9 protein-coding genes are annotated in these 14,745 nt (G+C 64.7%); 6 read left to right on the top strand and 3 right to left on the bottom strand.

All coding sequences use genetic code 11. The features are described from left to right. The 3 genes from O3Q52_RS10500 to O3Q52_RS10490 form a co-directional block, all read right to left on the bottom strand. On the bottom strand, positions 1-635 hold a 635-nt coding region (locus tag O3Q52_RS10500), incomplete at its 3' end, for a phospholipase D family protein (RefSeq protein ID WP_269648548.1). Further along, positions 632-2,515, bottom strand: a complete 1,884-nt coding sequence (locus O3Q52_RS10495; protein ID WP_269648547.1) for an ATP-binding protein — start codon at positions 2,513-2,515, stop codon at positions 632-634. The genes O3Q52_RS10495 and O3Q52_RS10500, both read right to left, overlap by 4 nt. After that, complete coding sequence (locus O3Q52_RS10490) at positions 2,512-4,086, bottom strand: DEAD/DEAH box helicase (RefSeq protein WP_269648546.1); 1,575 nt, start codon at positions 4,084-4,086, stop codon at positions 2,512-2,514. The genes O3Q52_RS10495 and O3Q52_RS10490 overlap by 4 nt, the downstream gene beginning before the upstream one ends. Before the next feature lie 491 nt (positions 4,087-4,577). Between O3Q52_RS10490 and O3Q52_RS10485 the strand changes: the two genes are divergently transcribed. The 6 genes from O3Q52_RS10485 (at position 4,578) to O3Q52_RS10460 (ending at position 14,617) form a co-directional block, all read left to right on the top strand. Then, positions 4,578-5,786, top strand: coding sequence for a cysteine desulfurase family protein (locus tag O3Q52_RS10485; protein ID WP_208117097.1), 1,209 nt, complete (start codon positions 4,578-4,580; stop codon positions 5,784-5,786). 46 nt (positions 5,787-5,832) lie between these two features. Continuing rightward, the gene (locus O3Q52_RS10480) at positions 5,833-6,954 is read left to right on the top strand and encodes a DUF4007 family protein (RefSeq protein ID WP_054243597.1); all 1,122 of its coding nucleotides are present in this window, start codon (positions 5,833-5,835) and stop codon (positions 6,952-6,954) included. After that, positions 6,951-10,550 (top strand): ATP-binding protein, encoded by a 3,600-nt coding sequence (locus O3Q52_RS10475; protein WP_269648544.1) that lies wholly within the window; start codon positions 6,951-6,953, stop codon positions 10,548-10,550. Before O3Q52_RS10480 ends, O3Q52_RS10475 begins: the two co-directional genes overlap by 4 nt. Then, on the top strand, positions 10,547-11,380 hold the full coding sequence (locus O3Q52_RS10470; protein ID WP_119580287.1) for a phosphoadenosine phosphosulfate reductase family protein: 834 nt from the start codon (positions 10,547-10,549) through the stop codon (positions 11,378-11,380). Before O3Q52_RS10475 ends, O3Q52_RS10470 begins: the two co-directional genes overlap by 4 nt. A gap of 432 nt (positions 11,381-11,812) precedes the next feature. After that, positions 11,813-12,616, top strand: a complete 804-nt coding sequence (locus O3Q52_RS10465) for a GIY-YIG nuclease family protein (RefSeq protein ID WP_269648543.1) — start codon at positions 11,813-11,815, stop codon at positions 12,614-12,616. 3 nt (positions 12,617-12,619) lie between these two features. Continuing rightward, a complete protein-coding gene (locus O3Q52_RS10460) occupies positions 12,620-14,617 on the top strand; it encodes a DNA sulfur modification protein DndB (protein WP_119580289.1) in 1,998 nt (665 codons plus the stop codon). Positions 14,618-14,745 lie beyond the last annotated feature (128 nt).

The following is a 14,745-nucleotide window of genomic DNA, read 5'->3' as shown; positions in this document are numbered from 1 at the left end:
TCGAGCATGGCAAGGTCCTGGATGATGCCGGCCTCAACAGGGGAGGTGAATCGTGTTCGGCCGCTGTAGAGCGCGAACACGTTCTCCGGGCGTCTCGTTTCCGGGTACCAAAGGGGGGCGGGTTCGTCCTCGGCCGGAGGTGGGATGCGTTCCTCCTTCAGAAGTTCTGCCTGCTTCCGGACAAGGGCGGCCACCAAGGGTGTGGCCGCTGTCGAGCGGGACTCGATCAAGCTGAGGACGCGCTGCACTTCGGGATGCGTGAGGGGTGCATCCAGCAAGAGCTCCACGTTGGCGTTGGGGACTCGGCCGGTGGCCTTGCCGGTCAGGTTCGCGGATCCGACCAGGCATCGGTCGTCGGCGACGTAGATCTTGGCATGCAGCGACGGGCAGAGCGTGATCTGTACGCGTTCGTCCCGCTCCGCCGCCTCGATGATCTCGGGGTCGGAGACTCCGGCGGCTACTTCCGCCGGAGTCCAGCGCGTGACGCATTCGATCGTCTCCACCGAGGTCGGCACCGAGGCGAGGGTCTCCTCGAAGACGGTCCTTTTGATGAAGGGCGCCACGAGGATCACTCGCGTGGTGGCGCCCTTCATCAGGTCGGCTATCTGCTGCCAGACGTGGTCCGGCTGCGTCACTCGTCATCGCTCCCGTCTTCGATGAAGTCGCGGGCGTAGCGGCCCCAGTCACGCCGGGCGTCCGAGATCCTGGCGCGGTCCCGCTTGTTGGGGATCTCGTCCTCCATGCGGGCCCAGGAGAAGACGAGCAGCTTGAAAGTGTCGGAGGCGCGAGCGAGGCGTTGGCGGAGTTCGGTCTCGCTCGCGTCTTCGGGCACGTCTTCAAGGACGGTCATCAGCTCGCTGTGCAGCGGGTGTTCGGTGTTGAAGATCACCTGGAGCATGCCGGCCATGAGGTCGATGTTGAAGAACGCCGTGGAGTCCTGCGGGCTGGAGATCCAGCGGACACGCCAGTCTTTCTCCAGTGCTTCGTCGACCATGGACTGGGCGGTGTCCTCGTCGAGGTGGTGCCGCTCGGTGAGCGCCGTGAACTGCTCCTGGCGCTTGTCGTTGTCGGTGGCCTCCTCTGCCAGGCGGTCGGTCGTTCCCGTGTGACCGTCCTCCTGCCGGCGCTTCACCGCGTCCGTGGCCTTGGACGTGACGACGTCGTCGTGGCGCTTCTTTCCTCCCCGGTTGCCCAGCGTGTGCTGCTTCAGCTTCCGCCGCATTTTGGGCAGGAGGTTCTTCTCCAGGTAGAGCGCGAGATCGATCAGGGGCAGGCGCGGGTCGCCGAATTCGGCGATGCGGTCCTTGAACGCCTTGGGCGTCTCGTCTCCCTCGGCCTCGGCCGTCCAGTCGAAGTGGGCGAGAGACGAGAAGACAGTGGCGGTCTGCTTGTTGTTCGTGACGCCGAAGATGTCGTCGAGCTCCGGGGGGAATTCCACCTCGATGCCCCACCAGCGCTCGACGGGGTCGTAGCCGATAGCCCACTTGGAATCGAGGTCGAGTTCGCGCCCCTGCCGGACCAGGGAAATCCCGATGTTCCGTCGAGCGTGCTGACCCCACGGGTGGAAACCGGCGTCGCGGTTGGGGTTCGCGTTGTCGGGCCACGGGTGACCTTCGACGTCGGCGCGGCGGGCCTCGGGCCGGGCGATGGATGCCCGCACCTTCACGTTGTGCTTCGTCCCGTCGACCGTGATCGGGAAGTAGGCGACCCCGGGTTCCTTCTCGTTGCCCATGTCGAAGGGCTCGAACATGGGCTTGTTCCCGAACGGGGGCGGCGTCCCCGTTGAGTCCATGAGGTACAGGGGGTCATTGGGCTCGGCGAAGTACGCCCCGTTGTCTCCTTCGAGGACCTTTCCTTCGCGGACCGGCGCCATCTTGATCTCCACCCTGCCGTCGTGGAGGTAGTGCCGGTACACGCGGCCGATCAGCTCGGCAGTGTTCCGCAGGGTGGCGCCGGCGCCGTGCCATTTGACCCGGTCAAGGTCTGACCAGACCACGAGGGTGCCGGTGGTGCCCAGCGGTGCCTCGCTGAGGTCGCTCCAGTACTCCGGCACGGGGCGGTGTACGGGATTGGGGACGTCGTCGAGTCCGCCGTTGATCTCCTCAAGATCGAGGTAGGTGTACATGGCGTTCGGGGACCCGTTGGTCCAGGACCAGACCTCGACCTTGGTGCACTGGGACATGCTGGAGTTGGGCAGCCCCATGCCGAAGCGCCCGATGCGGTTGCGGTCGCCCCCGAGGCCGTCGCCGTACTTCAGGGCGCGCCGCAGGAGTTCGGCGTCCATGCCCTTGCCGTTGTCGAGGACGGCTATGGCGTCCACCCGGTGCCTCGTCTGGGTGGCGCCCTGCACCGGGCTCTCACAGGCGAAGACCTGAACCAGTGTGGCTTCCGCGTCGATGCTGTTGTCGATCAGCTCGGCGAGCGCGTAGGCGGTGTTCTTGTAGCCGCTGTCGCGCATGGCCTTGACGGTCAGCGAAGGGCTGACGATCCGGTATTTGCTTCCCTCGCCGGTCACGCGGTCTCCCATACGTCTTCCCAGTTGGTGAATGCCTCGGCCACGTCCCCGAACCCGGGCAGCTCCGGGTCGACGACGGTGACGATCTCGCAGGTTGCGGTTCCTCCGGCCTTGGGGCCGCGGATGACCCGGCCGACCATCTGGCTGTACAGGACCAGCGACTTGGTCGGTCGGGCGATGATGGCAGCACTGGCCGCCGGGGCATCGAAGCCTGTGGTCAGGACCCCGAAGTTGCACAGAATCATGGGGCGTCGGCCGGCGCCCTTGAAGCGTCTGATGGCATCGTTGCGGTGCCGGGGAGAGGTCTCGCCGGTGACGAAGTCGGCATCGAGGCCGAGCGCCGACAGGACGGCGGCGATCAGGCGGCAATGGTCAACGGAGGCCGCGAATACCAGGATCCTGCGGTGCTGGCGTTCCAGTAGCTCCAGCACGGTCTGGACGACCTTGAGGTTCCACTGCTCGTCGCTGGCCAGCGACGCGATGATGTCCGACGGGATGTCGAAGGACTTCGCGAGCAGCTGCTGATCACGCGCGGACAGATGCAGGCCGGCTTCGGAAGCGACGGTCTTCATGATGGGCTTGGCCAGGTAGCCCTGTTCGATGAGGGCGGTTACAGGGTTGCTGTATCCGTCGATCTGCAGCATGACCTTCTGGCGGGCGAAGAAGTCCGACAGCCGCTCATCTTGTGTGACGTCCGCCCAGGTCCGGCCGGGGGTGGCCGTCAGACCCAGCAAGCTGGCATCGGGGCGGACGGTGAGGGCGTCCACCACTCGCTGGTAGGTCGGCGCGATGATCTGATGAGCTTCGTCGAAGACTGTGAGGGTGCTGCGCGATGCGAGTTTGCGGAGAAGCTCCGGATCGCTCTTGTCCGCGGAGACGGCCTTCTCCAGCCCCAGGATGACAAGGCCGTCTGTCAGCGCCTGCACATCGGTGGGCGCGTCACCCCACATCCGGACGACCGTAATCGGACGGTCGCCGAGCTTGGACCACGCGCGCTCGAACTCCGCAGCCGCCTGCTCCAGCAGTTCCTGCCCACGCGCCAGCCAGACCACGAGCGTGGGCTCGTGCTGCCGCAGATGGTCGGCGATCAGGTTCATTCCGGTGCGGGTCTTGCCCACGCCTGTCGGCAGGTGAAGGACCACTCGCCGCGGTCCGTCGTACAGCAGCTCCTTCACGCGTGCGGCTGCGCGCCGTTGGTGGGGGAACAGCCCGTACTCGGGTTCGGCGTCCTGCCGAAAGAGCGGGGGCAGCGCAGGCGCCCTGTCGACACTGAAGCCGAAGAACTCCAGCAGTTCCCGCTGCTGCTCACTCGCCCACTTCAGACCGTTCAGGTAGACCAGGGCATCGGTGCCCGCGCCGTCCGCCCCAAGGCGTTGGGCAAGCTCCGTCTGCTTGTCGGCGGGCAGGAGCCGCAGCAGCTCCTCGCGGTCCGTCTGATTGGACACGAGCTTCTCAGCGTCCACCGCCACGGCAGCGACTGCCCGGAGCCGCGCATCGCCGGCGCTTCCGCCGTCGATGAGGTCGAGCAGAGCGCACATGTGCTTGCCGAGCCGCTCGCGGATGTACGGCATGGGAGCGCTGTCCAGCACGGCTTGGAAGGACAGGCCGGGCGACCACGCTGTCATCGATTCACCACCCCTGCGGAACAGGGGAGATTTCCCCCAATGTCTGAATGACCGTCAACTTGCGGAGCCCCCGCCTCAGTTCTGTGTATGCAGAGCTGCCCGCAACTCTGAGTCGCCCCAGGGTTACAGTGCCTGATCACCATAAACCCACGCACTGACACTCGGGTCTCAGCGATTGATATTCGCAGCTCAGAGGTGTTGATGAGGGTGCGGCAGGCTCCACCGAGGATCCCATGCGGCCTCCGCGCCGATGCCCTTTCCCGATATGGGTTGCAGGCGTCCAAGCAATAGGGAACATTAGTTCGAGTTGCAGTTTGCGTTCCCGGTTGAGTGTCGGTTTCGCGGACTGATCGATCTCGATCGCTACGATCGCGACTCACTCCTGGTGGTGCCCCCGGTGCGCACGTCCGGGTTCCACCAGGAGTAGATTGTCTGCGGTGCTGAGCGAGACGAGGTGGGGCATGAGGGATGAGTCTGATGGGCCGGTTTCGGCGTATCTCGACTACAATGCGACGGCGCCAATTCGGCCCGAGGCGTTGGCGGCCGTTGTGGACGCCCTGCAGGCCGTCGGTAACGCGTCGAGTGTGCATCACCCCGGCCGGGACGCCGCCCATCGGGTGGAGGTCGCTCGTCGGCACCTTGCTGACCTGCTGAACTGCTCGCCCGGGGAGATCATCTTCACGTCGGGGGCAACCGAAGCGAACAATCTCGCGCTGCGCGCGGCTCACCGCCGCGAGGCCCGGATCGTGACGAGTGGTGCAGAGCACCCCGCGGTGCTGGAGACAGCCCGGGATCTGGCCCACAAAGAGCCGGGAGCGCTGACCGTCTTGCCGATGCGGGCGGACGGCCTGGTGGAAACCGTGGCCCTGGAGCAAGAGCTCGGCCGGGGCGACGTCGGTCTCGTCTCCCTGATGGCGGCCAATAATGAAACCGGAGTTCTCACCGACCTCACGCCGGTCGTCAAGGCTGCGCATGCCGCAGGCGCACTGGTCCACACGGACGCCACACAGATGATCGGCCGGCTGCCCCTGGACCTCTCCGAAGTGGACGTCGACCTCCTATCCCTGTCGGCCCACAAGTTCGGCGGCCCTCAAGGCGTTGGCGCACTATTCGTACGCCGCGGCACACCACTGCCGTTCAGGCCGCTGATCACCGGTGGCGGGCAGGAAAAGGGGTGGAGGGCCGGCACCCTCAACGTGCCCGGCATCGCCGGCGCCGGAGCTGCCGCTGCAGCCGTCAGCCGTGACCTCGCCGACGACGTCGCCCGCGTGACCCAACTGCGCGATCAGCTCGAACACATGGTGACCACGGCTGTGGACGGATGCCGCATCAACGGCCAACAAGCCCCCCGCCTGCCCGGCGTGGCGAGCATCACCTTCGCGGGTGCCCCCGCCGACGCAGTCATGGCCGCCATGCCGCACATAGCCGCATCCGACGGAAGCGCCTGCGCCTCGGGAGCCCCAACTCCCAGCCACGTCCTGCTCGCCATGGGGCTGAGCAGGGAGGAAGCAGAGTGCACTGTGCGCTTCTCCCTCGGCTACGCCACAACCGCAGACGAGACCGCCGCAGCCGCCGAGGCGGTGGTGCGTGCGGTCCACCAGGTGCGCGCCGCCATGGCAGCGACAGCCGGCGCGGCTGCTCACTGACTCCAGCATTTCCCTTTATCTCTTCTTGCATTGAGAGGCCCTTCGTATGGCAGACAGCAGGCTCGCGGAAGCCGCACATTCCAGCTTCGCGCGCCATGAGACCTTCGCCCCCCGCTTCGGCTGGCTGCATAAGGCATACATGCAGGTCAAGGACAATCCGGCTGCTTTCCTTGCCGAAGATGCTCCGGTCCTGCTCGGCGTGGGTAAGAACATGGTCCATGCCATGCGGTACTGGTCAAAGGCGTTCAAGCTCACCCGCGAGCACGCCGACCCGGCGGGTAAGACGAAGGCCCAGTACGCGTCCCCGACTTGGGAAGCGCGGTGGCTGCTCGACGAGAAGGATGGCGCCGATCCCTACCTTGAGGAACCTGGCAGCCTGTGGCTGTTGCACTGGTGGCTCGTGTCGTCGCGGCCGGGCGCCAAATGCTGGGCTCCCGCTTGGTATACGGCGTTTCACCTTGCCCCGTTCTCTCGCTTCACCATCGCGGATATGACGCAGGTCGTGACGCGGCACGTCAACTTCTCCTTCAGCGATGGACCGGTTGAGGCGTCCATCACCCGGGATGTCGAGTGCCTGACCAAGATGTATGCGCGCACGCCGGTCGAACAAAGCGGTTCCCGCGCCACCTATGAAGACCTCTTGGCCTGCCCTTTCCGTGAGCTGGACTTGCTGACCTCCGTGGGCACGCGGGGAAAGCAGGAGTGGCAGTTCACCACTGGCACGCGCACCTCTCTCCCGGCCCACGTTCTGGTCTACGCCTGCCTCGACTACGCCGCCCGCGACACCCAGGGGCCCGGCTCCATCTCTCTGGCGCGGCTTGCCAACGAGCCCGGAGCGCCCGGCCGGGCCTTCCGGGTCCGGGAGCCTGAGATCGTCGCCGCCCTGGACAAGGTCGCCGTGGGCCGCCCGGAACTCAACCGGGTGGATGCCGTCGGCCAGCGGACCATGTCCTTCTCCAGCGATCCGATGGCGCTCGCCTGGGAGATCCTCGACGAGCAGTACGACCACGTCACCCGGCGCCCCGGCTTTCCCACCCGGGACGAATGGAGCGCGCAGTACCCGCAGTTGGCCGAAGCAGAGGAGGCCGAGAAGGCCGAGAAGGCCGAGAAGGCTGAGCGCAAGTCCCAGGACCACCAGCAGCAGTTCACGACTAAGGAGAACGCGTGACCACCGCAGCTCCCACGCGGACCTCCCGCACCCCGCAGGACGAGGCAACCCCTCAGTTCCCGGCCGGAATCGAACTGGTCGGCTCTCAGATGCGGTCGACCAACCTCGAACGCGACGTCGAGGACGAACTGCACGGACCGTATGTCGGCGCGAAGGCAGTTGACGTACTGGAGCGCATCGCCAACGCTGTCAGCGACCTGCGGCGTCCCCGAGCCTGGTCCTTCACGGGACCCTACGGCTCCGGGAAGTCCACGCTGGCTAACCTGATCGACGCGCTTCTCGGCCGTGACGAGGGCCGCCGCGACGAGGCTCACCGGATCCTTGCGGACACCAGCCCAGCCCTCGCCGAGCGCCTCGCCACAGCTCGGGCTGAGCGGACGGGAACCGGGTTCCTCGGGGCCGTGGCCACCGCGCGGCGGGAACCTCTGGTGGCCACCGTGACCCGTGCGCTGGACACCGCGGCAAGGCGCCGCTGGGGCAAGCGCATCCCGAAGAACGTCGTCGCAGCACTCGCGGCCTGCGAAGACCCGACGACGACCGGGCCGAAGACGAAGCAGGTCATGGCCGCCATCAAGGCCCTGACCGACAATCAGCAGCCGCTCTTGCTGATCATCGACGAGTTCGGCAAGACCCTGGAGCACCTTGCCGGACACAACGAATTCTCCGGCGCCGAGAACGATCTCTTCCTCCTGCAGGAGCTCGCCGAGCACAGCGCCGGGCCCAACGGCCTGCCCGTCTTCCTAGTCACCCTGCAGCACCTGTCGTTCATGGACTACGCGTCGCGTTCCAGTGAGCTCAAGATCCGCGAATGGGCAAAGATCCAGGGCCGCTTCGAAGACGTCACCTTCGTCCCGCACCACGGCGACTCCCTGGAGCTCCTGCGCCGGCGTCTGGACCACTCCGCTGTCGACGCAGCGGGCCAGGACCTCATCCGCGCCTCGGCCCAGGCATCGGCCCTCGCGTGGAAGAACCACGGCCTGAACGTCCTTACCGAGCTTGCCAGCGACGACTTTGCCAACCTGTACCCGCTGCACCCTCTGACGGCGATCGCTGCGCCTATCCTGGCAGCGCAAATCGGCCAGCACGACCGCAGCCTGTCGGGCTTCCTCAACAGCGGAGAGCCCAACACCGTCCGCGACTCGCTGGCCGCACACTCCCGGCCGGATGCCGAACGTGCCAGCACGGTGCAGCTGCCACAGCTGTACGACTACTTCCTCAACTCCGGCCGGACCTCTCTGCTCGCGGCCTCAAACGCCGGCCGCTGGATCGAAGTCGACGCGCGTATCAAGGAAGCCAACGGACTGCCCGACGCCGACCAGGCGCTGCTGAAGACCATCGGCGTTCTGAACCTCATCGACGCCGACGGCGCGCTCAGCGCCACCAGCGAGATGATCCACCTCGCCCTCCACGACCCCACCGACCTGACGGACGCAGGCGCCTTCGCCGGCCTTGAGGAGCAGCTCGCCGACCTCGTCCGCCGCGGCTTCCTCGTCCACCGGGAATTCAGCGGTGAGTACCGTGTCTGGCAGGGCACAGACTTCGACATCGACGCCCGCCTGAAGGAGATCATCAGTCACCTCGACGATGCCTCCATCGTCCAGCGCCTGGGCGCACACCTCCCCAGCGCCGTGGTCGCCGGTCGCCACAGCCAGGTCACCGGGATGATGCGGGTGTTCCTCACCGCCGTCAGCGGCCCAGAGACCCGCGAGATCCAGGCGCCGGACGAGCTGAAGGACCCGGCCGACGGCCTCCTCGTCTTCCACCTCGGTGCCCGGGACCAGCTGCCCACCGTCAACTCGACGCTGCCGGTGATTCTCGGAACAACCACGCACCCCGACGTGGTACTCAACTCCGCCACGCACCTCATCGCTCTGAAAGAGCTGCTCGAAGACAAGGAACTCGATCACGTCGCCCGGCGCGAGGTCACCGACCGAGCCGTCCAGGCGGAGGCCGAGCTGCGGGAGGTCATTCAGACGGCCTTCTACCCGCCGACCCAGGACGCCACCTGGGACCTGTGGAACGCCGGCTTGGCCCCCGAGGCGTCTCCCGACAGCGCGAGCCTGCCGGCTCGCAGCCTCAGCGGCCTCGTCTCCCTCGCCTGCGAAAATGTCTTCCCGCAGACCCCGCACATCCGCAACGAGATGCTCGGACGGCACTCGCTCACCAGCAACGCCGCCCGTGCCCGAAGTGATGTGCTGGACGCGATGCTCACCCGCTCCGGCGAGCAATACCTGGGCTTCGACGCGACGGCCGGAAGGTACGGTCCGGAGCGAGCCATCTACAGCGGCGCGCTGGCCTACCTCGGCCTGCACCGGGCCAACAGCACCATCCAGGCCGAGAAATCACCCAACAGCCTGCTGCCGTACGGCTTCTCCGCTCCAGGCGAGGGCCACGAGCACGCCCAGCCCGTCTGGGAGGCGCTGCAGAAGGCGCTGGACGCAGCAACCCGGCGTACCAGCCTCGACCAGATCATCCGGGTCCTGATGAGCCCGCCCTACGGGGTGAAGGCCGGTGTCTGGCCGCTGCTGGTCGTCACCGCCCTGGTGATCCGCCGACACGATGTCGCCCTCTTCGAAGAAGGCTCCTACCTGCCCCGGCTGACGCCGGACGTCGTCGACCGCATCCTCGCCGCCCCAGCCCGCTTCGACGTGAAATACACGCCGGTCGGACAGGGGCAGCGCGCCAGCGTGATCAAGAAGCTCCTGGTGTCTTTGAAGGTCGAACCACCACGCTCACAGGCACTGCGCAACCCTGATCTGCTGTCCGTAGCCAGGGCGCTGCTCGAACGCGTCATGGTCTTGAACAGCTACGCCCGCAAGACCAAGCGCATCTCTCCGGATGCACTCGCCGTGCGAAACGCCCTGGCAGACTCCCAGGATCCGGACGACCTGCTCTTCAGGGCTCTGCCCAAGGCGCTGGGCCTCGCCCCCATCGAAGCCGGCACCCGCGCGAACGCGGCAGCCGCCACGGAGTATGCCGACCGACTGACCGCAGCGGCAGACGAGATCACCGGAATCGACCGCACGCTGCGAGAAGAAGTCGTCGCGGTTCTCGCCGAAGAGTTCCGTCTGCCCGCGACTCTTCCCGAGCTGCGGTCGACACTCGCGGCGCGGCTGAGCGGCTTCGCCACGGTGTCACTGAACCCGGAGCTGCGGGGCTTCGTCGACTTCGCGCTCAGCGAGAGCCTCGCTGACGAGGACTGGCTCGACCCGATCGTCGTCCGCCTCACCAACAAGGCACTCGGAGACTGGGATGACCGGGACGCAGGCATCTTCCCTCGCCTTGCACGGGAGATGTCCGCATCCCTCGACCGCGTCGCCCACCTCTACCAGGACAGCAGCGAGCCCCGCGAGCAGGAAGTAAATCTGGAGACGCGGCTGTTGACCTTGACGGACAAGACAGGAGCGGAACGACGGACGCTGATCTACGTGCCGGAACAGTCCCGCGGCCAGGCCGACCAGCTCGCGGCCGACGTACTGCAGCAGGCTGAGCAGGCCCTCGGACCCGACGGTGCACGGATCCTGCTCGCCGCTCTTGCACAACGCGTTGCCGATGGGCCGGCTGTCACAGCAACTGAAACGAAGGAGGGGGCATGACGGATCTAGTCACCCAGGAGAAGGTTCGCCACGTCCTGGGGATCTCAGGCGGCAAGGACTCGTCGGCGCTTGCCATCTACATGCGCGATCGCGTGCCGGAGATGGAGTACTTCTTCTGCGACACCGGTGCTGAACTGCCAGAGACGTACGAGTACCTCAACCGGCTGGAAGCGGCCCTCGGCAAGCCCATCGAGCGACTCAACGCCGACCGGGACTTCGATCACTGGATGGAGGTCTACCAGGGCACCCTGCCCAGCCCCCAGATGCGCTGGTGCACCAAGAACCTCAAGATCAAGCCGCTGGAGGAGTGGGTCGGCGACGACAAGGTCATCTCCTACGTCGCGATCCGGGCCGACGAGAACCGCCTCGGCTACGTCAGCACCAAGCCGAACATCGATGCCGTCTTCCCCTTCCGCGAGGATGGCATCGACAAGGACGGCGTGATGCGCATCCTCGACGAAGCCGGCATTGGGCTCCCCGGCTACTACGAGTGGCGCACGCGTTCGGGCTGCTACTTCTGCTTCTTCCAGCGCAAGCACGAGTGGGTCGGCCTCAAGGAGCGCCACCCCGACCTGTACGACAAGGCCGTCGAGTACGAGGACAAGGTCCGGTTCCGCCACACAGCCATGAAGGGCCGCAACTACACCTGGTCACAGGGCGAGTCGCTCCCGGAGCTCATAGAGCGCAAGGATGAGATCGAGGCCAAGCACCAGGCGGCCCTGGACCGCGCGGCCAAGCGCGTCAAGCCGAACAGGCCCCTCCTGGAAGTCTTGTCCGACGCACTTGACTCCGACGACGACGAGGCCGGCTGCTCCGTCTGCCACCTCTGAGGCGAGATACAGGTAAGTGGCCCGGCTCGGTCTGCCCAGCCGGGCCACTGCTCTATCCGGGTAGTTAGCGCACGCGAGGCCGCCTGTGCCCCAGGCCGCGAGCGGTCAGTCAGAGGGCGGCGGAACCAGTGGCAGGACCACTGCTCAACTGGATGTCGCTCTGCGCGATGAGGCAGGTTGTGGGCGCTAGTCGGGCCGTAGGGAGGCAGGTACCGAAGCGCCGATCTGGGCAAGGCGAACGTCAAAGGCCAGCCCATGCGGATCCCGGAGCCGATGTCTAGGATGGAGTCTTTGGCGTGTCATCCCTTTTCCGACCCTCATCCGCCAAGTCGGCAAGTTCCCACGCAGGTTGAAGAGGCCCACTGCTAAGGTATGGGCTCGACTTCCGGCAGAGCGAGCGGATCCGCGCGTCCGTGCACCATGGGGGGATGGGTGTTCACTGCGTTTGAAACGCGCGTGCTGAACGTTCGCGAGTACTTGGCGATGGGACGGGAACGTTCCGAGCTGATACCAAGAGTGCCTGGCATCTATATCTGGACGCTTGACTTCACTGATATCGGAAAGACAGCACTCGAGCGGGAACCGGAAGACGTATTTTCTGTCGTCCAGACAAGAATCAGTGCGCCCCGCGGTGAGCCGCTCGAAGTTGGAATGGTGGGGCGGTATAGAAATGTCCTGATTCAGGATGTCCCGCCTGAGCTGACGCGTGCTTCAGCTGTCCGGGTGGAAGAGATGATAAAGGCTCGCAACCTGCATCTTGAATGGGCTTTTCTGTGTGCCACGCTGTTTCAGAGGCCGCTGTACGTAGGTAAGGCCGTCAACTTGTCGGCGCGCCTGAAGGCGCACATGAAATCGGACTCCCATCTCAGTGGCGAGCTTGAACGCCTGGGGCTGACGGTAAACGACTGTGCGGTACTCATGCTCCCTGTTGCATCACCCGACAATATCGCGGAGCTTGTGGCAGCTGAAGAAGAACGTGCTCGTGCCTTGCGGGCGGTCGGCGCGGCCGAACCGACCGCAAGGAATATCCTCAGCGCAGGAGAGGATGACGGCGCAGACGAGGACGATGACGGGGGTAACGATTTGGACGCTGAAGACGATGACGCTCTCTTCTCGGACTCCGAACTTGACGCCGCGGCAGCCCCTGAGTTGAGACAAGTTGATCAGCTCGTGCGTTTTGCTGAGTCGCTGACCATTCGCGCCGCCCACCCTTTGCTGAATATGAAGATGGACTGACCCATGAGCCTTTCGTCACTGAGCCGTCGTCGCCCAGCCTATACTGACCAATACTCCTACGTCCGGGGCGAATATGCCATCGGTGATGAGAAGGTCCCCTATTTCTCCATCTCGATGACCATCAGGGAAGCAGATCAGTACCTGCGCCTGGCTCGGGAGCTAGCATTTAGTGACGACGAGCCAGTGAACCTCGAGGAACTGTTTCAGCGAACGGTTGACGAGGACCGTGCCGCCGGCCCGATCGCTACTTACTTGAGGCAACCCGGCTCACTCAAGTTTTTCAACGCCTTTACCGTTGTTCTTCTGCCAGTCGATCCCGACAAAGCTGACACGGTCGCTGAAAGTTACATTGAAGACTCAGCCGCCCCGGCCGAAACCCCGGATGGCGATCTTGAGCGTACGTCGATCGGCCCCGTTCAAATCGACAACTTGCCCGGAACGGATATCGGGTTCATCCGGTGGAGCACTAAGCGTGCTCGTGCCGTGATTCTCGATGGCCAACACCGCTTCCTGGCCCTGAAAAGGATCCTGGACTCACCGCAGACCAATCTGCTCAAGCCGGATACCACGAAGATTCCTGTGCTTCTCTTGGTTCTTGACCCGAGAGCTGGATTCGTTCCTGCTCGAGATCAGGATAGGCTACTTCATGCCTGCAGGAGCATTTTTGTCGCCCTGAACAAGCATGCCGTGGCGGTCTCAAAGACGCGCACGTATCTGCTCGACGATCAGGACATTGTGTCCGTAAGCATGCGCCGTCTCTTGACGTCGGAAGTCGGAGATGGTCGCAATGGCCAGGATTCGATTGATCGAATCCCGCTGGCGCTCGTCGATTGGCACTCGGATCAGGCGAAATTCGATCGGGGTCTTCATCTTACGAGTGTCCTCGGATTGCATGAAACCATCCGACAGATCTACCCGAATCGTTGCGACGAGTCGGACTATGAGGGGCTGCGCGAATATATCACCAAAGTGAGTGCGCTCATCGGCCCTACAGATGATTCGCGCTGGTCGGAGCTCGCCCTGCGTAATAGGGTGAGTAAGTATGAAGACGACGCATTGCCTTTCATATTTTCTGCCGAGGAAGTCTCTGCGGTTGCGGATGCCTTCGCGAGCGGCGTTGGGCAGGCGATCGTGCGCCCCCTCCTGCAGCTGCAGCCCTACAAGCAGCTGAGGGAGGGCTATCAGGCGGCAGGGCTGATTGGCGGCCCCCTGGAGCTCTGGCTTGGTTTCGATAGGTATGGAAAACAGGCATTTCAGACCCGCACGGGGAATGATCCGAGTGACCTCGCTCGTAGTATCGCCGAGAATGTGAAATCTGGCGATAATGCATTTGCTGTGATCTTTCAGCGCGGCATCCTCCTTTCGGCGGTCAGGTTTGATATCGCCCGGTCTGACTTTGCTGGCGAGTGGGAATGTTCATCGGATCGATTCGCTGTCCTTGACCGCTGGATCGAACGAATGAACGCACGTGTTGTTCCCTATCTCGCCAACCCTGATTTCTGGCTAGGGGCCGGAATTAAGGGTGACCGCAATGTCAACTACACTAAGGTGGGTGCCAACGGCGTCAAGGGATTGGTGTCCCTTGCGACCATGTGCCCGATTGCTGAGCTGAGAGGGGATGCGGCGGCGCTCGCCGAAGGGGGCATCTCTTCAGAGGCCCTGACAGGCTCCGAACAGCTGGCCTGGAAGATGATCTCAGATCCTGACAGCCCTTACTTGCGAGACGATCGCGTGATGGCGGACGCCGCAGATCCTAGTCTTCAGTTTGCGGCGTATCGCTGGCTTGCACGGCAATTCGCAACAATAGGTCGCGGACGGGCAACGAGCGTTGTGACTGGCGTTACCCGACAGGCGTGCATCGAATATCGAAATGCGGCGAAAGCATATGTTCAGAGCGAACTCCGTGCATCGGGCGTGCCAGCAGACGACGAGGTCGTACTGCAAGGGGTTCTAGTCCTCGGCGCCCGCCGCTTGGCCCAGATCGCGCAGGCATCTGTCTGAACCCTCTCCAGCCCGCCCTTGAGTGGCGAAAGCGCTCTGCAGAGTGAGTCCACGAGCGCCCCGCGCTGGGTTGGCGAGGGCGGGGGACCTTATCGGCATTCAGCGAGAGGAAGCCCCCGTGGATCGGA

The sequence above is a fragment of the Streptomyces sp. ActVer genome, from assembly GCF_027270795.1.
GTDB classification, from domain to species: Bacteria; Actinomycetota; Actinomycetes; order Streptomycetales; family Streptomycetaceae; genus Streptomyces; species Streptomyces umbrinus_A.
The sequence above is the reverse complement of the archived record's forward strand: the minus strand, read 5'-3'. Positions and strand labels throughout refer to the sequence as shown.